The organism is Ensifer adhaerens (assembly GCF_000697965.2).
GTDB classification, from domain to species: Bacteria; Pseudomonadota; Alphaproteobacteria; order Rhizobiales; family Rhizobiaceae; genus Ensifer; species Ensifer adhaerens.
Window position 1 is genome coordinate 2,655,105 of the sequence record NZ_CP015880.1, and the last position, 22,693, is coordinate 2,677,797.

Here is a 22,693-nt window from a genome sequence, read left to right on the forward strand (position 1 = left end):
CCTTATCCTTTGACGCCGCCGGCGGTGAGCCCGGAGATGATCCGCCGCTGAAAGATCAGCACGAGAACAACCAGTGGCACGGTGACGATGATCGATGCGGCCATGATGTTGCCCCACGGAATTTCGTACTGGCTGTTTCCCGAGAGCAGCGCGATCGCGACCGGCACCGTGCGCTGGCTGTCCGATGAGGTGAAGGTCAGCGCGAACAGGAACTCGTTCCAGGCGGCGATGAACGCGAGCAGCCCCGTCGTCACCAGCGCCGGCCACATCAGCGGCATGAACACGCGGGTGATGATCACCCAGGGTGTGGCGCCATCGACGATCGCCGCTTCCTCGATCTCCACCGGCAGATCGCGCATGAAGGTGGTGAGCACCCAGACCGTGAACGGCAAGGTGAAGATCATGTAGGAAAAGATCAGCGCCAGGGGCGTGTTGAAGATGCCGACCGAGCGGATGAGTTCAAAGAGGCCGGCAAGCACCGCGATCTGCGGAAACATCGACACCGACAGGATCGTCAGAAGCAGGAGCCCGCGACCGCGGAACCGCACTCGCGCCAACGCATAGGCAGCGGTGACGGCCAGGAGCAACGACACGGCAACGACGATCGTTGCGACCAGCAGCGAATTGGCGAGATTGCGCAGGAAGCCGCTGCTGGTGACGATGCCCGCGTAGTTGTCGAAGGAGATCTCGGTCGGCCAGTAGTCGACCCGGAACAGCGCCGTCCCGGATTTAAAGCTCGTCAGCACCGCATAGTAGAACGGGAAGACGGCCATGATGATGATGGCGGCAACGAGGGCGTAGAACGCCGTGCGCTTGGCAAGGGTGGCAACCATCAGCGCTCTCCTTCGAGATTGACGCGGCCGAACCACATGTAGGCGACGGTGATCGCCGCGATGATCAGGAACAGCATCGTCGAGGCCGCGGCGCCATAGGCGAACTTGTCGAAGTCAAACAGGTTTTCGCGCGCGAGCACCGACATCGTCTTGGTCTTCGCGTTGTTGGGCGTCAGCACATAGATGAGATCGAAGATGCGCAGCGCATCGAGCATGCGGAAGATCACCGCCACCATCAGCGCCGGCCGGATCAAGGGCAACGTCAACCGCCAGAAGACCTTGAGCGGATGCACGCCATCGATCTTGGCCGCCTCATAGATATCCGACGGTACCATCTGCAGGCCGGCCAGCATCAGGAGCGCCATGAACGGCGTCGTCTTCCAGACGTCGACGATCAAAACGGCGACCATCGCGGTCTCCGGATTGGCGGTCCAGGCGACCTTCTGGCTGATGAGGCCGAGGCCGAGCAGAAGATCGTTCAGGATGCCGAACTGATCGTTGAGCATCCAGGCCCACATCTTGGCGGACACGATCGTCGGGATCGCCCAGGGAATCAGGATTGCGGCGCGCACCAGCCCGCGGCCCGGGAAATTCGCATTCAGGACCAGCGCGACGATCAGGCCGAGCACCGTCTCGATGGTGACGGAAACGGCCGAGAACTTCAGCGTGTTCCAGACGGCGTTCCACCAGGCCGGATCGGCAAGCAGGCCGTTATAGACGGTGCGCCCGCTCTTCAGCGTGATCCAGGAAAGGTAGTTCTTGAAGCCGACGAACTCGGCGCCTTCGAGGTTGGTCAGCGACGCATTGGTGAAGCTGAAATAGACTGTGCGAATGAGCGGCCAGCCGGCGACGAGTGCCAGCACCAGAAGCGTCGGTGCGAGAAAGATCCAGGCGGAGCGGATGCGCTCGGCGTTGAGATCGGAGCGGATCCGGGCCTGCTGCCCAAGGGCGGAAGGCGGGTCTGCGACGGAAATGTCGGTCATGTCTGTACTCACCCTTGCCATTCGGCGCACGGCCGAGCGGTTGATCGGAGAGAAAAGGCGGTGGCTCGGTGGAGCGAAGGGAGGCTTGACAAGCACTCCCCTCGCCCCCGGGAGGATCACCAGTTGTCGCCCTTCATCTCGGTGAGTTCGACTTCGAGCAGTTCAAGATTTTCCGCTGCCGTGCCGTTGCCGGAAAGCGAGTTGTGCACCGCGTTCCAGAACTTGGCGGAAACCTCGTTGTATTTGACCTTGGTGACGGCCGACGGGCGCGGCACCGCGCTTTCGAAGATCGGTTTCCAGGCCGGCATGAACGGCTGGGCCTTGGCGACCTCCGCATCGTCGTAGAGTGCGGCAACCGTCGGCAGGTTCGAAAGCTCGATCGCCCGGCGCTTCTGCACCTCGGCGGACGACAGGAACTTGGCGAGCGCAATCGCCGCCTCCTGGTCGTCGGAATATTTGGAGACGGCGACGTTCCAGCCGCCGAGCGTCGAAGACGGCTGGTCACCATCGGTGGCCGTCGGCAGCGGCGCGACGGCAAACTTGCCCTTCACAGCGCTGTCATCGCCATTGCCGAGCGCATAGGCATAGGGCCAGTTGCGCATGAAGACGGAATTGCCGGTCTGCCAGACCCCGCGCGATTCCTCCTCCTGATAGGCAAGCACGCCCTGCGGCGAGATCGTGCCGACCCATCCCTTGATCCGGTCGATTGCGGCGGCCGCCTTCTCGTTGTTGATCGAGATCGTGCCGTCGGGCTCGACGATCTGGCCACCGCCCGACGACTTGACCCATTCGAGTGCGTTGCAGGTCAGGCCCTCATAGGCATTGCCCTGGAAGACATAGCCCCAGAGATCGGCTTGGCCGGCGGCCCGCTCCTTCTCCTGGATTTCCTTGGCGGTCGCAGCCAGCTCGTCCCAGGTCTTCGGCGGCGTCTTGCCGTATTTTTCGAGCAGGTCCTTGCGATAGAACAGTGCCGGTGCATCGGTGAAAACCGGCAAGGCCACGAGGCGACCGTTCACCGTCTGCGAAGCGATGATCGACGGGAAGTGCTGGCCAACAACGTCCTTTGCCGCCTCCGTCAGATCGACGAACTGGTCGGCCAGTTGCGGCGCCCAGACGACATCGGTCTGGTAGACGTCGACATCCTTGTTTCCGGCGGCAAGCCACAGCCGGTACTGGCTGAACTGCTCGCTGCTCGATGGCGGCATGGTGACCAGGCTCACCTTGTGCCCGGTCTGCTTCTCGAAAATGTCCAGCTGTTCGCGAATGAAATGGACGTTCTTCCCGGTCGTGTTGGCGGCGAGCGAAAGCTCGGCGGCGCCAGCCGTCCCGGCTGCAACGATTGCGGCACAAAAACTCAGCACATTGAGCGTGGTTGTCATTGGGTCGACTCCTCCTGTTCCCCCTCCCACCGCACGAAAGCTCCTCGGCAAATTCGAAAGCGGTTTGGATAAGAAAAAGTTGGCAGAAGACGGAAAAACTGTCAATCCACACACTTAGAAAAGTCCATTTGGCGTGGATTATTACAAATAATCGTTATTTTTCAACAAAATAGCAATGGGAGAAAAAAATCGACCGCCCCTCACAGAACCCCATAAAATCAAAGGGGAACTGTATTAATTTAAAACGGTTTGGTAAAATACATACCCGGCCTGTAGAACCTAGCGTCCCCGACAAACCGATTGTTACGGGCAGCGAAGGTGTATATTTCTGGGACCGGGCTAGGCTTGAGGAAACGCATTTCGAATGAAGCTGAGGGAGTTCGCACAACAACTGGGGCTTTCGCCGACGACGGTCAGCCGGGCGCTGAGCGGTTATCCCGAAGTCAGCGAAAAGACGCGCAAGCGCGTGGCCGAAGAGGCAACCCGCCTTGGCTATCGTCCGAACATCAATGCGGTGCGGCTCGCCACCGGTCGGGCCGGCGCGATCGGCGTGGTCATGGGCCGCTCCGGCGAGTTCCATTTTTCCGAGTTCATGGGTGGCCTGGCCGAACGGCTCGGCACCGAGGATATCGACATTCTCGTCAGCCCAATGGACGACAAGAACCCCACGGGCGAAATCCAGCTCTATAGCCGGCTCGCCGTCAGCGGCCGCGTCGACGCCGTGATCGTACACTCGCCCGAACCGAACGACGAGCGCATCGCCCTCCTCCACAAGCTCGGCATGCCCTTCCTCGTGCACGGGCGCTCCGATATCGACGTGCCGCACGCCTGGCTCGACATCGACAACGAAGGCGCGATCCGCCGCGCGACCTCGCATCTCATCGATCTCGGCCATCGCCGCATCGCCATGATCAACGGCCGGCAGGGCCGCACTTTCTCGCTTCACCGCGACAAGGGGTACCGCGACGCGCTGCAGGCGCGCGGCATCGCCTTCGATCCGCGCCTCGTCGCCCATGGCAACTTTACCGACGAACTCGGCTTTCGCTTCGCGCGCTCGTTCCTGGAGCAGACGCCTCGCCCGACCGCCTTCGTTGCCGGCTCGATGATGACAGCGCTCGGCATCTACCGGGCAGCACGGTCCATGGGCCTGGAGATCGGCCGCGAGGTCTCGGTCATCGCCCATGACGACGTTTTCCCTTACCTCACGGCCGACAACATGGTTCCGTCGCTCTCGGCGACACGCTCTTCGATGCGGGCGGCGGGCGCGCGCTCGGCCGACCTCGTGCTGCAGCTTCTCTCAGGCCGGCCGACCGAAGAGGTTCACGAACTCTGGCCGGTGGAACTGATCCTCAGGGAATCGACCGCGCCACCGCAGGGCGCTTGAGGACAGGCGCTGCCGACCGCTTCAGTGGAAGGTCGACTTGGAAAAGAGATTGAGGACCACCACGCCTGCTATGATCAGCCCCAGTCCGAGGATCGCCGCCAGATCGAGCTTCTGCCCGAAGGCGAAGTAACCGACGAGCGAAATGAGCACGATGCCGAGCCCGCTCCACACCGCATAGGCGATGCCGACGGGGATGAAGCGCAGCGTGTAGGACAGGAAGAAGAAGGCGATCGCATAGCAGACCACCATCATCACCGTCGGCCCCAGCCGGGTGAAATGCTGTGCGGCCTGCATCGCCGAGGTGCCGAGCACTTCGAAGACGATGGCTGCAACCAGGACGGTATAGAGCATGGCGGGGTTCATCGGGGACTCCATTCCGGACCAGAGCAGTTCCAGGAAAAGTGCAAAGCGGTTTTCCGTCCGGAACTGCGTGATTTCAAAGACTTAGATCACTCCAGTGTTTCGATAAAACGATGAAGTTATCTATTGCGCCGAAAGCGCCTTGAGATTTTCAACCAGACCGACCCGCGCCTCCGCATCGAGGTCGTGGCTCTGCATCAGATCCGCGAGCCAGACGCCGTCGCAGGCGAAACGCGCAAGCACGCAGCCGGTCGAACCGTCCGTCTCCGCAAACTCCGCCGATCGCCGGCCGACCCAGTCGCGCCAACGGCTCTTCAGATGCGGCTCGGCAATCAGCGCGATGGTCAGCATGCGCCAGCCCGGCACGTCTGTTGCCGGATCGAGCGCGAAGCAGACATCGATATAGGCGCGGGTGAAGCGCCCCTTCGCCACCGGATCGCGCGCCATCGCCGCCTCGATCTCGCGATCGAACCGTGTCACCAGGTCGTCGAACAGCCCGTCGAGCAGCGCGAGCTTGTTCGGGAAATGGTGCAGCAGCCCGCCCTTGCTGACCCCGGCTGCCTGCGACACGGCATCGAGCGTGATGCCAGCCACGCCCTGCTCGTGCGAAAGGCGTGCGGCAACCTCCAGCAATTGCTGGCGCACCTGTTCCGGCTGTTTCTTGCGACGATGAGCTTCGGTCATGCACCCATAAAGATACCGTCTGGACGGTTTGTCAAGAGAAGTGTTGTTTGACCGCGATGAAACGCCGCAAATTCCGCGTTCTGAAAACCGTTGTCCGCCCGGTCGCGGCGCGCTAGGACCGAACGAACGAAGGACGCAGAGCATGGCGGAACCGGAAACCACGACCCTCTACGAAGCCATCGGCGGTGACCCGACGGTCCGCGCCCTGACGCGCCGTTTCTATGAGCTGATGGACACGTTGCCAGAAGCGGCGCGCTGCCGTGCCGTGCATCCGCCCGATCTTTCCGGAAGCGAAGAGAAGTTTTACGAGTACCTGACCGGCTGGCTCGGCGGGCCGCCCATCTATGTCGAAAAGCGCGGCCATCCGATGCTGCGCCGTCGCCATTTCGTCGCCGAGATCGGGCCTGAGGAACGGGACGAGTGGCTGCTTTGCTTTACCCGCGCGCTTGAGGAAACGATCGACCATCCGAAGCTCCGGCAGATCATCCTCGACCCGATCACCCGCCTCGCCCTTCACATGCAGAACAAGGAATGACCATGTCGCACAGCGGATTTCGCGCCACGACGCTATTTGTTGCCGGTTTGATGGGCCTGACCGGCGTCGTCAGCGCGGCCGCCGCTTCGCATGGCGACGACCCGAGGCTGCTTGCCGGCATTTCGGCGATGTGCCTCGCCCACGCCCCGGCGTTGGTGGCGCTCTACGCCGCCTGGCCGCACTTTCGAACGGCGGCCGTTGCCGCGCTCCTGATCGCGGCTGGCACGGCGCTGTTTTCGGCCGATCTCGCCATGCGCCATGTTGCAGGCCACGGTCTCTTCCCGATGTCCGCTCCGCTCGGCGGCACGACGATTATGGCGGGGTGGCTCGCCGTTTCGCTCGGCGCCTTCCTGCCGAAGAAGACGGCCTGACCCCAAAACAATCCGCCTCCCGGAGAGGTCCATCCGGGAGGCGAATAACACGCAAAATCAGGATCATATGTCCGCGCCGGCGCGCGGATCAGGCGCCTTCAACGGCCGAAAAACCCTCGAACTTCGGCGGACCGAGATACATCGCCCTGTTCTCGCCGGCGTTCTTGTGGGCCGCGCGAAAATTCTCCGACTTGGTCCAGGCTGAAAACGAATCCTTGTCCTTCCAGACCGAGTTCGAGACGAAGAGCGTGTAGCCCTCCTCCGGCACGCTGTCGCCGCGCAGCAGATGGAAGGAAACGAAGCCGGGCATTTCGGAAAGGCTGGAATCGCGCCCCTTCCACACCGCTTCGAAAGCCTCCTCGTGGCCGATGGCGATACGAAAACGGTTCATGGCAACAAACATCTTGGTCTCCTAGGTCCTTTCGCCGATACGGCGAAACGATCTGAATCTTTAAACGGACGCAACCCCGCACGGAAAACCGCTTCGCACTTTTCCTGGAATTGCTTCCTAGCTTACGCATTTCCGGACGGAAAACCGCTTCGCACTTTTCCTGGAATTGCTAGGCACTTTCCTTCTTGAGGGCGGCATCGCTTGTGGCCCGTGGAAAGGCGAGGATAGTTCCTTCCTTCGGCTCCGCAAGCCCGAACGGGTCGCGCACCGGCGGGCGCGCCTGCCAGGTGGGGAACTCGGCGACGTTGGTATTCTCTTCCACCATCCGCGCCCGTCGCGTCAGGATCTCGTAGAGCTCGGGCACCAGGCCGTCGCCCTGCTGGGCCGCCAGCTTGTGCAAGCCGATCATCATGGCGAGGTCGGGACGTTCTTCGTTCATTGCAAATTCTCGTCTTGTCTTTCAGAGGATTAGCGCTCGTTGCGGCTGGTGGTCAGGTCCTGGAGCGCGCGTTCCAGGCTCGACTTCGAGCCGTTGCGCAGCGGCACGAAGGCCTTGCCCCACTTCTTGCAGCCGGTCTTCACGCGAAGACATGCGTCATGGCTGATGCAGTCGATCGGGCAGAAGACGCAATCGACAGACGGCAGCACGCGGTCGATACGCGAAACGGCCTCACGCAGGCCACCGTCGTGGTGCAACAACTCGGCGCCGAAGGAGCTGGCGATTTCGCGCAAGTGCGCCACCTGGCAATCACGGCCACCGACATACAGGAAGCTGCGCCCTTCGAGCGTCGCCTTGCCGGCCTCCTGGCGGGCCTCGACCGGTTCCGAACCCGAGCGACCCTTGCCGTTCTTCGCCGCATTCTGGTGACGCTTGCCGCGCATGCAATCTTCTCCGTCTGGTCGCGCAACAAGGGCCTTCGTCAGGCAGCCGGTCGCATCGGGATATCCTCTCGACACACACCCTTCGGCTGCGTGACGAGGGCAACCTATTAAACTTGATAAACAGAGTAAAGTATAAACAGGAGTTTTCTAATCATATTTTTTCTTGCAGCTTCTGCGCGAATCCCACCAGCAAGGGGAGAAGGTCAGCGGACGGTCGCAACCATCGGCACGATGAAGGATTCGGAGCTTGGCGCTCCGGCCGGAAACGCCGGGAATGGCGCAGCGCGGCGAACCGCATCGATGGCGGCCTCGTCGATCGCCGGCGAGCCGGAACTGCCCGCGAGGCTGACACGCGTCAGGTTTCCATTCGACGTCAAGGTGAAACGAACGGTCGCCGTGCCGGATACGCCGTCGCGTCTTGCAGCCGACGGAACCTTGAACCGGCGTGTGATCCGCTTGCGGATCTTGCCGCCATAGTTCTCCATGTTGGCGTTGCCGACCTCGGACGCGCGGCTGTTGCCATTCGCAGCGGACGAACTGCCATTCTCCTGGCCGTCCTGCTTGCCCTTGACCTGATTTTGCGCCTGCTCGCCCTGATCGCCCGCCTTCTTGCGGGTGACCTTCTTCTTTTTCACCGGCTCCTTCTTCGGCTCCGGCTTTTCGACCTTTTCCTTCTTCGGCTCCTCGGGCTTTTCTTCCGGCACGACAGTCTCGACCGGCGCGACGCTCGCCGTCACCACAGCCTCGGCGACTTGCAGGGTAGGCATTTCCTCGGCCGGCAGGATCACGTCTGCCTCCGTCGCCGTCAGGTCGTGGGGTTGCTCTGCAGCGATCTCCTGCGTGGGGGCAACATCCTCGACCGGCTGGATCTCGGCGGGCTGAACCTCCTCGGGCAGATCTTCCGTGGGCTCGACGATTTCGGACACTTCACCCGACTGAAGCGTTTCCTCGAATGCATCGCCGAGAAGCGCCACTTCGACGCTTTCGCCACCCTGGATCAGATCCAGTTGCGTCTCGGGCGGGCTGCTACCAAACAGCGTCGCGAGCACGACGCCGTGGGTTGCAAGCGATAAGACGGCGGCCCCGCTCCAGATGACGATACGCTTCATTTCAGCCTTACCTTCGTCGCACCAGGGCGACGCAAACCTCATGCTCGGATTGCCGGACGCGCTAAGCCCCAGTCCCGCTCACCCCTTGAGTTCGACCGCCGACTTAGAGCCGGTCTTGATCCCGCTCATGCAGGCGCCCGGCTGAACCCCGTCGCCGACACAGGCCGGCGCGTCGTTGATCAGCAGGCTCTTCACCGCATCGCAGTTGGTGCCGGGCAGATCGAACTGGCGAACCTTGGTCTTGCCGGCGGGAAGGTCGCGGAAATCGAGCACGGCCATGCGTTCGACCAGCCCCTTCTGGTCGAAAATGACGAACTCGAAGGAAACCTTGCTCAACGACTGCGCGAATTCGTTGCCGGCAACGAAGGTGAGCTTGCAGCCCTTCTGGGACGGCGCCACCTCGTTGAGCTCGATGGTCAGCCCCCCAGCCGCTGCGGTCTCCTGCGCCTTGGCAGCGGTTGCGGCAACGAGAGCCGCAAGAGCAACGGAAACAATCGGAAGGCTGGGAAACTTCATGACGACACCACTCCAAAGGATCGAGCACACCACCGAACGCCGGCCGCACGCCCTTGTCCACAACCCGGCAGCAACTAACTTGAGTTTATAAGTCCGGTATTGCGTCCATAAATAAATATGAGTAATGAAGTCAAGATAGTAATCGAATTGCACGGCGGGAAATGCGGGGAAATCAGCGCGGCCTGCCCACTCGAAACGGCCGAAACACAGTGACCAACGACAACAATCTCGCACGCCCCTCGGAGCCTCCGGTGCTGACCGGACGGGCGCAACGGATCATCGAAAGTCGCGAGCTCTTCGGCACCGAAAACGAGATTCTCATTTCCCACGACGGCGCGATCTACCGCATGAAGATCACCCGCCAAGGCAAGCTGATCCTGAACAAATAGGCAGATGAAAATGACCGAGAGCCTTCGCCCCACTCCCGTTGAAATCCGCGCCTACCGCGCTGAAAACCCGAAGTTGCGCGAGCGTGATATCGCAGCCCAGCTCGGCGTTTCCGAAGCCGCGCTGGTCGCTGCCGAATGTGGGCTGACCGCCGTTCGTATCGATGCCGACGCCAACCGCTTCCTGTCGCGCGTCGAAGAGCTCGGTGAAGTCATGGCGCTGACCCGCAACGAAAGCGCCGTCCACGAAAAGATCGGCGTCTACGAGAAGATCACCACCGGCGAGATGGCGAGCATCGTACTTGGCGAACAGATCGACCTTCGTGTTTTCCCGAGCGCCTGGGCACACGCCTTCGCCGTGACGAAGACGGACGACAAGGGCGAAGTCCGCAAGAGCCTGCAGTTCTTCGACAAGTGGGGCAACGCCGTGCACAAGGTACATCTGCGCGCCGCATCGAACGACGCAGCCTACGAAAAGCTCGTCGCGGATTTCCGCCTCGACGATCAGACGCAAGAGTTTGTCGCCGACACCAGCGTTCAGCCGACCGACGACAAGCCGGAAACCGTCGTGGACGTCGTCGAGCTGCGTGAGCGCTGGACGAAGATGACGGACACCCATCAGTTCCACGGCATGTTGCGCAAGCTGAAGATCGGCCGCCGCCAGGCGCTGAGCAACATCGGCGACGATTTCGCCTGGCAGCTCGACCCGCAGAGCGTCGAAGCAATGATGCGGGCAAGCGCCGAAGTCGAACTGCCGATCATGTGCTTCGTCGGCAACCGCGGCATGATCCAGATCCATTCCGGCCCGATCGCCAAGATCGCGACGATGGGCCCCTGGCTCAACGTCATGGATCCAACCTTCCACCTGCATCTGCGCACCGACCACATTGCCGAGCTCTGGGCCGTGCGCAAGCCGACAGCCGACGGCCATGTCACCTCGATCGAGGCGCTCGACGCCAAGGGCGAAATGATCATCCAGTTCTTCGGCAAGCGCAAAGAGGGCCTGGCGGAACGTCCCGAATGGCGCTCGATCGCCGAAGGCCTGCCGCGCCTCGATACGACGGTTGCCGCCTGAGCGAGAGAATAGGATACGCAAGATGATCAACGGTCTCGACTTCCGTCGCCTTCGCCGCTCGGGGCTGGCGCTCGGCGCCTTCGCCCTTTCGGCGACCTTCCTGCTGCCGGCAGTGGCACCCGATGCCCCCGCCTTCATCCGGACGGCCATGGCCGAGGACACGCAGAAGGCCGACGTCTCGCGCGTCGTTTCGGTCGGCGGCGCCGTCACCGAGATCATCTATGCGCTCGGCGAAGAAGGCCGTCTCGTCGGGCGTGATTCCACCAGCACCTATCCGGAAGCAGCAAAGACGCTTCCGGATGTCGGTTATATGCGCCAGCTCGCGCCCGAAGGCATCATTGCGGTCAATCCGAGCGCCATCGTCGCAGTCGAAGGCAGCGGCCCGCCGGAGGCGCTGGCGGTGCTGAAGGAGGCCAACATCGCCTTCACCAGCGTGCCCGAGACCTTCGACAAGGCCGGCATTCCCACCAAGATCCGCGCCGTTGGCGCTTTTCTCGGCGTCGAGGACAAGGCCGAAACGCTCGCCAAGAGCGTCGAAGCCGACCTCGATGCAGCCGTGGCGGAGGGTGCCGCGCGCGCCGACGGTGAGCGCAAGCGCGTGCTGTTCATCCTGAGCACCCAGGGCGGCAAGGTCATGGCCTCCGGTCAGGGTACCGCCGCCAACGGCATCATCGAACTCGCCGGCGCGGTGAACGCCGTCGGCACCTTCCCCGGTTACAAGGCACTCACCGACGAAGCGATCGTCGAAGCCAAGCCCGACGTCATCCTGATGATGGATCGCGGTGGCGAACACGCCGCCAAGGCGGAAGAACTCTTCGCCATGCCGGCATTGAGCCTGACCCCTGCTGCCCAGAACAAGGCGCTGGTGCGCATGGACGGCCTGCACCTGCTCGGCTTCGGCCCGCGCACAGCAAGCGCCGTTCGCGAACTGAATGCCGCCATCTACGGGAAGAAGGCCAATGCCTCGCAGTGAGGCATTGGGCCGCGGCATGCGCCTGACCGGATTGGCCGCCGACATCCGCAACGAATGGCGTGCCGGCAACCGCTCGCGGCTGGCCCGGCTTCTCGTCGTCGCCCTCGTGGTAATCGCCATCGCCACCTTCGTCGGCTCGATCATGACCGGCGCGGCCGACGCGTCGCTCGCCAATGTCTGGCGCTGGCTGATCGGCGAGGCCGACCAGGCCCTGAGCATTCGCGACCGCATCATCATTCTCGATATCCGGCTCCCTCGCGCCGTGCTCGGCATGCTCGTTGGCGCGTCGCTTGCGGTTTCCGGCGTGGTCATGCAGGGGCTCTTCCGCAATCCCCTGGCCGATCCCGGCCTCGTCGGCGTTTCCTCGGGCGCGAGTCTTGGCGCCGTGCTGCTGATCGTGCTTGGAACCGCCACCTTCGGGCCACTATTTGCCCTGTTCGGTTTCTATGCGCTGCCGGTCGCTGCCTTCTTCGGCGGCCTCGTCACGACGCTTTTGCTCTACCGCATTGCCACGCGCGGCGGGCGGACCTCGATCGCCACCCTGCTTCTGGCCGGCATCGCGCTTGGCGCGCTGACCGGCGCCGTCACGGGCGTGCTCGTCTTCATGGCCGACGACAAGCAATTGCGCGACCTCACCTTCTGGGGCCTCGGCTCACTTGCCGGCGCCAACTGGACGAAGATCCTGGCCGCGGCGCCGATCATTCTGCTTTCGCTCGCCGTCACCCCTTTTCTCGCCCGCGGCCTCAATGCGATCACGCTCGGCGAGGCGGCAGCCTTCCACATGGGCATTCCCGTCCAGCGGCTGAAGAACGTCGCGATCGTCAGCGTTGCTGCGGCGACCGGCGCGTCGGTTGCCGTCAGCGGCGGCATCGGCTTCGTCGGCATCGTCGTGCCGCATCTGCTGCGCCTTGTCATCGGCCCCGATCACCGCTACCTGCTGCCGGCCTCGGCTCTGCTCGGCGGCACGCTGTTGATCCTTGCCGACATGATCGCCCGCACCATCGTTTCCCCGGCGGAACTGCCGATCGGCATCGTCACCGCTTTTATCGGCGCACCGTTCTTCCTCTGGATCCTGCTGCGCGGCCGTTCGAACATGGGATTGTGAGCGAAGCCATGATCAACGTTTCCAATCTCTCCGTCCGCCTCGGCGGGCGACCGGTCATCCACGGCGTTTCGCTCGAGGCCCGACCCGGCGCGCTGACGGCGATCGTCGGCCCGAACGGCTGCGGCAAGACCACGACGCTGAAGGCCATTTCCGGAGAGCTTGCACCAGCAGGCGGGACGATCCGCATCAACGGCCGCGACCTGCGCGGCCTGAAGCCCTGGGAACTCGCGTCGATGCGCGGCGTGCTGCCGCAATCGACCGTCATCTCCTTCCCGTTCACGGTGCGAGAAGTGGTTCGGCTCGGGCTTGCCGCCGGCGCAAACGCCGACGCCGCCCTGCACGACCGGATCGCGGCGGAAGCGCTCGAAGCGGTCGATCTCGGCGGCTTTGCCGGGCGTTTCTATCAGGAGCTGTCCGGCGGCGAGCAGCAGCGCGTGCAGCTTGCCCGCGTGCTTTGCCAGATCTCAGAACCCGTTACCGATGGCCAACCGCGTTACCTTCTGCTCGACGAGCCCGTCTCCAGCCTCGATATCCGCCACCAGCTGGGCATCATGCAGCTCGCGCGCAACTTTTGCGAACGCGGCGGCGGTGTCGTCGCCGTCATGCACGACCTCAATCTGACCGCCATGTTCGCCGACCACATGGTGATGATGAAGGCCGGCAAGGTCCGCGCCAGCGGCGCGCCGGCCGAGGTACTGACGGACGAGACGATGGAAGCGGTCTTCGGCTGCCGCATGCGGGTGGGCGTGGCTCCGCCGGCGCCCGTGCCCTTCGTGCTGCCGCAAACCGCATCGCTCTGACGCCAGCGCACGTCCTCATTCTTCCGAGAGCCAACACCAAGATTTATCGAAACAATTTCCGCACTTGCGCGTTGTTCTCCCGAAGCGCCGGCGTGGGCCTGCAGTTGTGCCCGCCGGTTTGATCAGGAAGCGCCGACCGTTCGCGGCCGGCGCATGTGTGAAAGGGAGTATTCGTCATGGCGTCAGGCCTCTTCTCCGGTTCGAGCTCGCGTTCGACAAAAAGCAACGGCAAGCTCGCCGACATCTCCATCGAGGAACAACTGGGCGAATTGCGCAATGATGTGGCGACGCTTGTCGCCCTCTTGGCCGATCGCGGATCGACGGCTTCGCAGCAGGCGCGCAGCAAGGCACAGGATGCCCGCGAACAGGCTGAAGCGGGCCTCAGCGAACTGTTGGCAAGCGGTGAAGATCTGCTGGCCGAGCTTCGTGATCGCTACGCCGGCACGGAAAAGCAGGTTCGGCACGCCGTGCGCGAACATCCCGTCGCAACCCTCGGCGCCGCCGCCCTGATCGGTCTGGCCATAGCCGCGCTTCTTCGTCGCTGAAGAAGATGCAAGCCGTTGAGGCGGATGGGTTGCACCCATCCGCTGAGATCGAGGGGAAGATGATCGAGGGCAATTCATGGGACCATTGACGGCAGCCCTGACCGCGCTCATGAGCGCCGATATCGGCGCGGCCACTGCGCGCGTGAAACGCAACGCGATCTTGTGGGGCATTATAGGATTGCTGCTTGCCACGGCCTATGTCTTCGGCCTCGCAGCCGCGTTCCTGTATCTCAGCGCACTTTACAGTCCGGTCGCAGCCTCCGCCGCGATCGCGATCGCGTTTTTCGTGACCGCGCTGGTGCTGTTCGGCATCATGGCGATGCTGCAAGGACGCGACCGCCGCCTGGCCGAGGAGCGTCGCCGCCGCAGACAGATGCAAACAAACCTGACACTGCTTGCCGCGGCGGGCATCCTGCGCAAACAGCCGCTGCTTGCGGTCGCCACCGCTCTAGCGATCGGGGCACTCGTGGGAACTGGCAAACGGCGCGAGCGGCGACGGACGACTGACGATTAAGCACGGGCTTCCCAACCCGGTGCGGGCCTTTCCCTCCGAACGTTGGTGTCTGGCAGGAGAGCCTTGCGCGCTTGCGCCTTTCGGCCGTCCCGATTGCGATCAACGCCTTAAAGCGGCAGGCGAATGAGCGCAGTGACGCCTGCCGGCAGATATTCCACCTTGACCGAGCTGCCCAAGACCTTGTCGAGGCTCCGCTCGATCAGGATCGAGCCGAAGCCGCGCCGTTTTGGCTCGCGCACCGGCGGCCCGCCGACTTCGGTCCAGGTGAGATGCAGAACGTTGTCGCCATCCTCGATCATGTTGCGCGCCGTCAGAACCACCTTCCCCTTCGGCACCGACAGCGACCCATATTTGACGGCGTTGGTGGCAAGCTCGTGCAGAACCAGACCGAGGCCGACCGCCTGGTCAGGCCCGAGCGATATCTCGTCCTTGTGGATCTCGATCTGCTCGGCATAGCAGTTGACATGCGGCAGCAACTGCTTGGCGATGAGGTCGGCGAGCCGGATGGTGCCCCATTCGTGATCGGAAAGCAGGCCGTGCGCTTCGGAGATCGCCTGCAATCTCCCGGCAAAGGCGGTCATGAATTCCGCCGGATCGCTGGTCTGGCGCAAGGTCTGACGGGCCAGTGACTGCAGCATCGCGAGCGTGTTCTTGACCCGGTGGTTGAGCTCCTTCAGCAACAGCCGCGTGCGCTGTACCGACGCCTGCTGGTCGGTGACATCGATCGTGACGCCGATGAACGTCAACGGATTGCCCTTGCTGTCGCGATCATGCACGCGGCCGCGCCCGAGCAGCCAGCGGCCGGTGTCGCCGACGCGGAACATGCCGTCGTACTCGTCGTCGGCCTTCATCGCCTGGCGTAACTTGGAAAAAGTCGCGCCGCGATCGTCGATATGGATCGCTCCGAAGATCTCGCGGGCGCCGACGAAGCTGTCGGCCGGCAGTCCGAACATGCGTTTCATCGCGCTGTTACCGGCAATGACCCCGGAGCGGATATCCCACAACCAACTGCCGATGTTCGCTGCTTCGAGCGCCATTGCGTGGCGCTGCTCCTCGCGTGACAGCGCCGCCTCTTTCAGCGCGCGCCGGCGCGCTTCGTCCTTGATCTTGAAGAGGGAAGCGGCCAGCCCGGCGAGCCGGCTCAGCTGGTCCATCAGCGCCTGTGGCACGTCGGCGCGCGGCTTGTCGTCGAGAACGCAGACCGTGCCGACGGCCTGCCCGTCGAGCATGATCGGCGCGCCGGCATAAAATCGCAGGAACGGCGGCCCTACGACCCGCGAACGTCGCATGAACCGCGGATCAGTCGACGCGTCGAGCACGACGAGACTGGCGTCGGCTTCGGCCGCCACTTGCACGCAGAAGGACTCCTCCGACGACGCCCGGCTCTCCGTGGTTCCGACGGCCGCTTTGAACCATTGCCATTCGCGGTCGATCAAGGTCACCAGCGCAATCGGCGCGTCGAACAGGCCGGCCGCAATTTCAACGATGCCGTCGAAGTCCCGATCCGGCACCGCCATGTCGGGCACGGTCGCGTGCAAGACGCTCAGACGTTCAGGCGCGTCGAGCAGCGTCATGACGGGCGGGTCTGTCCTTTCAGTCCTCATGCGCATTCGGTCTCAATTCCCAATCTGAGCGGCTTGGGGAGCCCTTGCAGGCTGCACCCGCATCTCGCTCGGTTCTGGGCATATCGACCCAAAATCGTCATGATTTGCGCTCTGCCTCCACCACCCGCCTGCCCCCTCGGGCACAGGCGTCAGTGAAAGCAGGACACCGCCGCTTTTGCAACGGTGTCCGGCTCGAAACTTTCCTCAGGAAACAAAGGCGCGCGACGTGATCGGGGCCGACGTCTCGTCGGGGCCGTAGTCGTTTTCGCCCTTCACCTGAAGAATGTCCTGCAAGCGCTGGCGCGCGCGGTTGACACGGCTCTTGATCGTTCCGAGCGCGCAGCCGCAGATCGTGGCCGCTTCCTCGTAGGAAAAGCCGGAAGCGCCCACGAGGATGATCGCTTCACGCTGGTCGGGCGGCAACATCTCCAGCGCCTTGCGGAAATCCTGCAGGTCCAGCGAGCCGTATTGTTCAGGATGATGGGCGAGAGACTCGGTGAAATGTCCGTCGCTGTCCTGAACTTCGCGTCCGCGCTTGCGCATCTGGCTGTAGAGTTCGTTGCGCAGGATGGTGAAGAGCCAGGCCTTCATGTTGGTGCCCATCTCGAAGTGGTCCTGCTTCGCCCAGGCCTTCATGATCGTGTCCTGAACCAGGTCGTCGGCACGGTCGTGACGTCCGATCAGCGACATGGCGAAGGCACGCAGACTCGGCAACGCGGCCAGCATCTCACGCTTGAAATCATTCTTTTCGGATGACATTCCGGTACTTACTCCCTGCCCTGCAGCGCCGATTGCTGCTCGGCCGCGTCGAGTTTTTCCAGAAGATCGAGAAAACGCGCGGGTATCGCCTCTTCCTGCACGGACTGATAGAGCGCCTTCAGCTTCGCTGCAATTTGCGCATTTGGATCTTCTGTCCATAAGGTCGTGCCGGTGGTCCGCCCTGCCCCTGTTTTATGTTTCATTTTCAAACTGTCGCCTTCAAGTGTCGAAATCGCCAAAACTGTCCATAGCCGCCATAACGCTGTTGAAAATTGAAATGTTCCCTCGCGGAACCTTTTTTTACGCGGAGCGTTCTCGCAACGTCACCGTAAAACGATTTTCGAGGGAGTTCCTCTATGACTTTGTCCACGCGGATCGCACCGCTCCTGCCGTATCTGCGCCGCTACTCACGCGCGCTAACCGGCTCGCAGACATCAGGCGACGCCTATGTTGCCGCCGTTCTCGAAGCGCTGATCGCCGACACGTCGATTTTCCCCGAAGCAAGCAATGATCGCGTTGGCCTGTTCCGCCTGTTCACCTCGCTCTTCGGCTCGTCGTCCGTGCTCGTGCCTGAACCAGTTTCTCCGTTTGCCTGGGAGCAGCGCGCGTCGATCAATCTCGCAACCGTCTCGCCGCTTGCCCGCCAGGCATTCCTTCTGGTCTCGGTCGAAGGCTTCCGGCCGGAGGAAGCGGCCGAAGTTCTCGATGTCAGCATCGACAAGGTCGGTGGCCTGCTCGATCGCGCCTCGCAGGAAATCTCGCGCCAGGTCGCGACCGATATCATGATCATCGAGGACGAACCGCTGATCGCCATCGATATCGAGCAGATGGTCGAGAGCCTTGGCCATCGCGTCACCGGGATCGCCCGCACGCGCGACGAAGCGATCGCGCTCTACAAGAAGACACGGCCGAGCATGGTGCTTGCCGATATCCAGCTTGCCGATGGCAGCTCCGGCATCGACGCGGTCAACGACATCCTGAAGACGAGCGCCATTCCGGTGATCTTCATCACCGCCTTCCCGGAGCGGCTCCTGACCGGCGAACGGCCGGAACCGACCTTCCTGGTCACCAAGCCGTTCAACCCGGACATGGTCAAGGCGCTGATCAGCCAGGCTTTGTTCTTCAACGAATCCACCAAGGCGGCGGCCTGAGCGCGACTGCATGTTCCCCTCGACTGTAAGCGGTCGAGGGGGCATGCGCCGATCCAGATCTTGCAGCGGCCCGCGCCTTACGGCGCGTAGGCCGCTGCAGGTCGTTTCGGGAGTTGTTTGGCAAGATTGCCGGAACGTCCCGACGAGAACTCTCTGAGCTGACATCAGCAATTTCGTCACTGGACCTGCGCATTCACCGGCGGCTTCTGCCAATCTGCGCGTACCACCACACTTGGCCAGGTTTCTCGCAAAGGAAGCCCCCTGAAAACACAACAGCCAGTGCCGAGGGAAGGCACTGGCTGGTATGTGCAACTCACTCGGGGAGTGTGAGTTGTAGGCCGGCGGTCTGCCTCCGGCGCCGCATTGGGGGCTATGCGCGCCACCGTCCGGTCAACAACAGAATGCGCGACACGGAAAAAGGTTCCATGACCCCGCAACAACCTTTTCGGCAGCAGCCGTCACGCCATCTTGTCGAGCTCGTCACGGTGGCGATAGAGCGCCAGGAAGCGGCGATAGTCGCGATCATAGGCGTCGCGAACCGCCGTGTTCGGCAGGCGCTCGTGCCCACCTGACGCCATTTCGGCGCCGGCCGCGGCGAGATCCGCGTGCATGCCGCCGGCAACCGCTGCCGCCATTGCCGTTCCGAGCAGGACGGCATCCGGCGCTTCCGGCGCCACAACCCGGCAGCCGGTAACGTCACAATAGAGTTCCATGAGCAGCGCATTGCGCACGTGGCCACCGGTGACGTGCAGTGTGTCGAGTTGGTAGCCGACCTCGCGCATCATCTCCAGGATATGGCGGATGCCGAGCGCGATCGCGACGCAGGTGCGCCAGTAGAGCCGGCAGAGCGCGTCGAAGGAGGAATCAAGCGGCAGGCCGCTGATGACGCCGAGGCCATGCGGATCGGCGAGCGGCGAGCGGTTGCCGTGGAAATCCGGCAAGACATGCAGGCGATCGGCAAAGGCCGCGCCCTGCTCGGCGCGCAGTTCCTGCACCCGGGCGATGATCCGGCCATGGGTTTCAGCGGTCGGTTCGAGACCGCCGCCATGGAGCCGCACGATATGGTCGAGCAGCGCGCCGGTCGCCGATTGCCCGCCCTCGATCAACCAGGCGCCGGGCAGCACCGCCTCGTAATAGGGGCCCCACATGCCGAAACCCGGCTTCATGTCCTTGGAAAAGGCGACGATGCAGCTCGACGTGCCGGCAATCAGGGCCAGCTGTTTTTCGAGCTTCTCCGGCTTGCCGATGAAGCCGCCGACGACGCCGAGCGCGCCGGCATAGGCATCGATCATGCCGGGGGCTACCTGGCAGGCCTCGTCGAGGCCAAGCTCGGCGGCGGCCGCAGCGCTCAGACGGCCGACGGAGCTTCCGATCGGCAGGGTCTCTTCCGGCAGCCCGCCGTGCTCAATGAGATCCTCGAGCCCGATCTTTGCGAGATAGTCCGGCTGCCAGCCGCGCTTCTCATGCGCCAGGTAATTCCACTTGGCCGTCAGCGTGCAGCGCGAACGCGCAGCACTGCCGGTCGCCCGCCAGGAAAGATAGTCGGCAAGATCGAAGAAGAAGCCGGCCTTCTGCCATTGCTGCGGCAGATTGCGCTTCAGCCACATGAGCTTCGGCATTTCCATTTCCGGCGACATCACGCGGCCGGAGAAGTCGAGCACCGGATGGCCGGTCGCCGTGCAAAAATCCGCCTCGGCGAGCGCCCGGTGATCGAGCCAGACGATCGTGTCCCAGCGCGCCTCACCCTTGCGATTGACCGAAAGCGGCTTGCCCTCGCGGTCGCGCACCACCAGCGAGCAGGTGGCATCGAAGCCGATCGCTCCAATATCCTCCGCAGCGATCCCGGCCTTTTCCTTCGCCGCTTTGACGGCGCCGCAGACGGCGCGCCAGATATCTTCGGAATCGTGCTCGGCGTGGTTTTCTTCCGGCCGGTTCATGGCGATCGGCAGGTCGGCACGCGCAAGCAACCTGCCCTTGCCGTCAAAAATACCGGCGCGCGCACTGCCGGTACCGACATCGACCGCAACGACGAATTCACGCATCAAAGAAAGTCCCCGCCCCCAAGATCACGATGATTTAGGATCTGCCCGACCCAATCACAACCGCGATCGATTGTCATGAAGGAGAGCGGACGTGCGGGCGGAAAACCGCACACATGTTCCTCGTCCCGCTCCCGTTTCGTCCCTGCTGCTATCGGCCGACAAACTGTAGCAATTCGCCCATGTCGTCAAACAGCGCGTCGGGACTGAGAGCGGCAAGACTCTGCCGGTGCTTGTCGGTGCGCGCGTGGCTGCCGCCGGCAAAGGCAAAGACCCGCATGCCCGCCGCCTTCGCCGCTTCGATGCCGGCCGGACTGTCCTCGACGACGACGCAGTCGTGGGGAACGAAGCCCATCTGGCGGCTCGCGTGGAGAAAGAGATCCGGTGCCGGCTTGCCGTGTTTCACCATGGTGGCGGAGAAGATGTTGGGCTCGAAGAGGTCGATGAGCCCCGTGACGGTCAGCGACAGGCGGATGCGCTCGGGCTGGCTGGAAGAGGCGACGCAACAGGCGCCCTTCAGGCCTTCAACGGCGCCCCGGATGCCGGCGATCGGCTGGAGTTCGGTGCGGAAACGGTCGTAAAGCCGGAGGCGCATGCCTTCGAGAAACGCATCGTCGGTGGCAAGCCCGTATTCGTCGTGCAGGATCGCCGACATGCTCTTGAGGCTGCGTCCGAGAAAGCGTTCGGTCGCCTCCTCGGTGGTCATCGAGACGCCGGCGGCCGAGAGCACGTCCACCAGCACCTCCAGCGAGATCGGCTCGCTGTCGACGAGTACCCCGTCGCAGTCGAAGATCACCAGCCCGGACGCCGCATCCGCCATCGCATTTTATCCCTCAAGCTTGCCGTCCAGATAAAGCTGGAGCGTAGCGCGCGTACCCTTTTCCCAGAGGGTTTTCAATGCATCGGCGAAACGACGTCGGAAGAGATCGGAGCGAGCAACGTCGCCGAAGATGTCGCCGAGCGCCAGGAAGGCCATGGGGTCGTCCTTGGCGGCAAGCGCTGCCTTGTTCAGCCGGTCGGCGCTCTGGTCGTTGAAGGCGATCGTCTTGCCGCTGTCCGACGTGCCGGCAAAGTATCGGCACCAGAGCGCTGAAACGAGCGACAGCCCGACGACATCCTCGCCGCGCGCCAGCCGATCGGCCGTCGAAGGCAGGATGAACTTCGGCTGCCGGTTGGAGCCGTCCTGGGCCAGCCGCGGGATCGTGTCGCCGATCTTCGGATTGGAAAAGCGCGTCTCGATCAGCTTGTAATAGTCGCAGAGATCGGTGTTCGGCACCGGCGGAATGACCGGGATGATCTCGTCATGCTCCAGCTTGGCAAGGAAGGCGCGGATCAGCGGCTCCTCCATCGCCTCGTGGACAAAATGAATGTCGAGCAAGGCGGCGGGATAGGCGATCGCCGCATGGCCGCCATTGAGAATGCGGATCTTCATGTGCTCATAGGGCGCCACGTCAGGCACGAACTGGACGCCGACCTTCTCCAGGGCCGGGCGACCGAGTGGGAAGTGATCTTCGAGCACCCACTGCTTGAATTCCTCGCAGAACACCGGCCAGGCATCCTCGATGCCGTAGTCGTCGGCGACGATGCCGATCTCGCGCGCACCGGTTGCCGGCGTGATCCGGTCGACCATGCCGTTCGGGAAGGCGACATTGGCGTCGATCCAGTCGGCAAAGGCGGGATCATGGAGACGGGCCAGCCCCGAAACCGCCGCATGGGTAACCTCGCCGTTGCCCGGGATGTTGTCGCAGGACATCACGGTGAACGGCGGCACGTTTTTGCCGCGGCGCGCCTTCAGCCCGGCAACGATCAGCCCGAACACCGTCTTCGGAGCCGCCGGGTTCTGCGCATCGGCAACGATATCGGGGTGGGTCGGATTGAACACACCCGAGGCCGGATCGATGAAATAGCCGCCTTCAGTGATGGTCAGCGAGACTATGCGGATCGAGGGATCAGCGAGCCTGGCAACGATCCCGGCGACGTCGCCCGGTTCCAGATAGTCGATCATTGCGCCGGTGACATGGGCGCCTGTGCGGTTGTTGTCCTGCTCGACGACGGTCGTCAGGAAATCCTGCGCCGCGAGCTTGGCCCGCATCGTTGCGTCGGAGGGAAGGACGCCGGCACCGATGATCGCCCAGTCCCTGTCGTGACCGGCGTTGAAAAGATCATCGAGATAGACGGCCTGGTGCGCCCGGTGGAAGTTGCCGACGCCGAAATGCACGATGCCCGCCGTCAGTTGCGACCGATCGTAGGCAGGCACGCCGGCTTTGGCCTTGATCGTGTCGAGGGCGGCAATTGAGAGTTTGGTCGTCATGATC

The 22,693-nt window shown here is 63.1% G+C and carries 27 protein-coding genes; 11 read left to right on the forward strand and 16 right to left on the reverse strand.

Annotated elements, in window-relative coordinates; genetic code table 11:
• Positions 1–2 precede the first annotated feature (2 nt).
• The 3 genes from FA04_RS12855 to FA04_RS12865 all read right to left on the reverse strand — a co-directional run bounded on the left by FA04_RS12855 (position 3) and on the right by FA04_RS12865 (position 3,195).
• A complete protein-coding gene (locus FA04_RS12855; RefSeq protein WP_034794005.1) occupies positions 3–833 on the reverse strand; it encodes a carbohydrate ABC transporter permease in 831 nt (276 codons plus the stop codon).
• Entirely contained in the window at positions 833–1,816 is a 984-nt protein-coding gene (locus FA04_RS12860; protein WP_034794007.1) for a carbohydrate ABC transporter permease, read from the reverse strand. Before FA04_RS12860 ends, FA04_RS12855 begins: the two co-directional genes overlap by 1 nt.
• A gap of 116 nt (positions 1,817–1,932) precedes the next feature.
• A complete protein-coding gene (locus FA04_RS12865; protein WP_051659303.1) occupies positions 1,933–3,195 on the reverse strand; it encodes an ABC transporter substrate-binding protein in 1,263 nt (420 codons plus the stop codon).
• 364 nt (positions 3,196–3,559) lie between these two features.
• Here FA04_RS12865 and FA04_RS12870 point away from each other — a divergent pair, with 364 nt between their 5' ends.
• Positions 3,560–4,579 (forward strand): substrate-binding domain-containing protein, encoded by a 1,020-nt coding sequence (locus tag FA04_RS12870; RefSeq protein ID WP_034794009.1) that lies wholly within the window; start codon positions 3,560–3,562, stop codon positions 4,577–4,579.
• Between the two features lie 21 nt (positions 4,580–4,600).
• Here the strand turns inward: FA04_RS12870 and FA04_RS12875 are convergent, their stop codons facing one another.
• Entirely contained in the window at positions 4,601–4,942 is a 342-nt protein-coding gene (locus tag FA04_RS12875; protein ID WP_034794243.1) for a DMT family transporter, read from the reverse strand.
• A 120-nt stretch (positions 4,943–5,062) separates the two neighbouring features.
• The gene (locus FA04_RS12880) at positions 5,063–5,623 is read right to left on the reverse strand and encodes a TetR/AcrR family transcriptional regulator (protein ID WP_034794011.1); all 561 of its coding nucleotides are present in this window, start codon (positions 5,621–5,623) and stop codon (positions 5,063–5,065) included.
• Positions 5,624–5,765: 142 nt separating this feature from the next.
• Here FA04_RS12880 and FA04_RS12885 point away from each other — a divergent pair, with 142 nt between their 5' ends.
• Together FA04_RS12885 and FA04_RS12890 are read left to right on the forward strand one after the other, a co-directional pair.
• Positions 5,766–6,158 (forward strand): globin domain-containing protein, encoded by a 393-nt coding sequence (locus tag FA04_RS12885; protein WP_034794012.1) that lies wholly within the window; start codon positions 5,766–5,768, stop codon positions 6,156–6,158.
• Positions 6,159–6,160: 2 nt separating this feature from the next.
• Positions 6,161–6,529: a DUF423 domain-containing protein gene (locus FA04_RS12890; protein ID WP_034794246.1), complete on the forward strand. Its 369-nt coding sequence runs from the start codon at positions 6,161–6,163 to the stop codon at positions 6,527–6,529.
• A gap of 88 nt (positions 6,530–6,617) precedes the next feature.
• On the opposite strand, the gene hmuQ is transcribed toward FA04_RS12890, so the two are convergent.
• The 5 genes from hmuQ to FA04_RS12915 all read right to left on the reverse strand — a co-directional run bounded on the left by hmuQ (position 6,618) and on the right by FA04_RS12915 (position 9,427).
• Entirely contained in the window at positions 6,618–6,932 is a 315-nt protein-coding gene (gene hmuQ / locus FA04_RS12895; protein WP_034794014.1) for a heme-degrading protein HmuQ, read from the reverse strand.
• A 157-nt stretch (positions 6,933–7,089) separates the two neighbouring features.
• Positions 7,090–7,359, reverse strand: coding sequence for a hypothetical protein (locus tag FA04_RS12900; RefSeq protein WP_034794016.1), 270 nt, complete (start codon positions 7,357–7,359; stop codon positions 7,090–7,092).
• 29 nt (positions 7,360–7,388) lie between these two features.
• The gene (locus FA04_RS12905; RefSeq protein ID WP_034794019.1) at positions 7,389–7,802 is read right to left on the reverse strand and encodes a DUF2325 domain-containing protein; all 414 of its coding nucleotides are present in this window, start codon (positions 7,800–7,802) and stop codon (positions 7,389–7,391) included.
• A gap of 203 nt (positions 7,803–8,005) precedes the next feature.
• Positions 8,006–8,911 (reverse strand): cell envelope integrity TolA family protein, encoded by a 906-nt coding sequence (locus tag FA04_RS12910; protein WP_034794022.1) that lies wholly within the window; start codon positions 8,909–8,911, stop codon positions 8,006–8,008.
• Between the two features lie 78 nt (positions 8,912–8,989).
• Positions 8,990–9,427: a hypothetical protein gene (locus FA04_RS12915; RefSeq protein ID WP_034794025.1), complete on the reverse strand. Its 438-nt coding sequence runs from the start codon at positions 9,425–9,427 to the stop codon at positions 8,990–8,992.
• 251 nt (positions 9,428–9,678) lie between these two features.
• Between FA04_RS12915 and hemP the strand changes: the two genes are divergently transcribed.
• From hemP to FA04_RS12950, 7 genes are all read left to right on the forward strand, one after another.
• Positions 9,679–9,816 (forward strand): hemin uptake protein HemP, encoded by a 138-nt coding sequence (hemP, locus tag FA04_RS36690; protein WP_034794249.1) that lies wholly within the window; start codon positions 9,679–9,681, stop codon positions 9,814–9,816.
• A 10-nt stretch (positions 9,817–9,826) separates the two neighbouring features.
• A complete protein-coding gene (locus tag FA04_RS12925) occupies positions 9,827–10,888 on the forward strand; it encodes a hemin-degrading factor (RefSeq protein ID WP_034794252.1) in 1,062 nt (353 codons plus the stop codon).
• A 22-nt stretch (positions 10,889–10,910) separates the two neighbouring features.
• On the forward strand, positions 10,911–11,861 hold the full coding sequence (locus FA04_RS12930) for a heme/hemin ABC transporter substrate-binding protein (protein ID WP_034794028.1): 951 nt from the start codon (positions 10,911–10,913) through the stop codon (positions 11,859–11,861).
• The gene (locus tag FA04_RS12935) at positions 11,848–12,966 is read left to right on the forward strand and encodes a FecCD family ABC transporter permease (RefSeq protein ID WP_034794033.1); all 1,119 of its coding nucleotides are present in this window, start codon (positions 11,848–11,850) and stop codon (positions 12,964–12,966) included. The genes FA04_RS12930 and FA04_RS12935 overlap by 14 nt, the downstream gene beginning before the upstream one ends.
• 8 nt (positions 12,967–12,974) lie before the next feature.
• Positions 12,975–13,766 (forward strand): heme ABC transporter ATP-binding protein, encoded by a 792-nt coding sequence (locus tag FA04_RS12940; protein ID WP_034794256.1) that lies wholly within the window; start codon positions 12,975–12,977, stop codon positions 13,764–13,766.
• A gap of 176 nt (positions 13,767–13,942) precedes the next feature.
• Positions 13,943–14,311 carry a DUF883 family protein gene (locus FA04_RS12945; RefSeq protein ID WP_034794036.1) on the forward strand — a complete coding sequence of 123 codons (369 nt, stop codon included), beginning with the start codon at positions 13,943–13,945 and terminating at the stop codon, positions 14,309–14,311.
• 76 nt (positions 14,312–14,387) lie between these two features.
• Positions 14,388–14,825 (forward strand): hypothetical protein, encoded by a 438-nt coding sequence (locus FA04_RS12950; RefSeq protein ID WP_034794039.1) that lies wholly within the window; start codon positions 14,388–14,390, stop codon positions 14,823–14,825.
• A 107-nt stretch (positions 14,826–14,932) separates the two neighbouring features.
• Here the strand turns inward: FA04_RS12950 and FA04_RS12955 are convergent, their stop codons facing one another.
• From FA04_RS12955 to FA04_RS12965, 3 genes are all read right to left on the reverse strand, one after another.
• Positions 14,933–16,435 (reverse strand): sensor histidine kinase, encoded by a 1,503-nt coding sequence (locus tag FA04_RS12955; protein ID WP_034794041.1) that lies wholly within the window; start codon positions 16,433–16,435, stop codon positions 14,933–14,935.
• 198 nt (positions 16,436–16,633) lie between these two features.
• Positions 16,634–17,188, reverse strand: coding sequence for an RNA polymerase sigma factor (locus FA04_RS12960; protein WP_034794051.1), 555 nt, complete (start codon positions 17,186–17,188; stop codon positions 16,634–16,636).
• Positions 17,189–17,196: 8 nt separating this feature from the next.
• A complete protein-coding gene (locus FA04_RS12965; RefSeq protein WP_034794063.1) occupies positions 17,197–17,391 on the reverse strand; it encodes a NepR family anti-sigma factor in 195 nt (64 codons plus the stop codon).
• A 153-nt stretch (positions 17,392–17,544) separates the two neighbouring features.
• On the opposite strand from FA04_RS12965, the gene FA04_RS12970 reads away from it, so the two are divergent.
• Complete coding sequence (locus FA04_RS12970; RefSeq protein ID WP_034794073.1) at positions 17,545–18,339, forward strand: response regulator; 795 nt, start codon at positions 17,545–17,547, stop codon at positions 18,337–18,339.
• A 458-nt stretch (positions 18,340–18,797) separates the two neighbouring features.
• Here FA04_RS12970 and FA04_RS12975 read toward each other — a convergent pair whose 3' ends face one another.
• The 3 genes from FA04_RS12975 to FA04_RS12985 form a co-directional block, all read right to left on the reverse strand.
• The gene (locus tag FA04_RS12975; protein WP_034794075.1) at positions 18,798–20,381 is read right to left on the reverse strand and encodes an FGGY-family carbohydrate kinase; all 1,584 of its coding nucleotides are present in this window, start codon (positions 20,379–20,381) and stop codon (positions 18,798–18,800) included.
• Between the two features lie 148 nt (positions 20,382–20,529).
• Entirely contained in the window at positions 20,530–21,198 is a 669-nt protein-coding gene (locus FA04_RS12980) for an HAD family hydrolase (protein WP_034794077.1), read from the reverse strand.
• A gap of 6 nt (positions 21,199–21,204) precedes the next feature.
• A complete protein-coding gene (locus FA04_RS12985) occupies positions 21,205–22,689 on the reverse strand; it encodes a mannitol dehydrogenase family protein (RefSeq protein WP_034794078.1) in 1,485 nt (494 codons plus the stop codon).
• Positions 22,690–22,693: the final 4 nt, after the last annotated feature.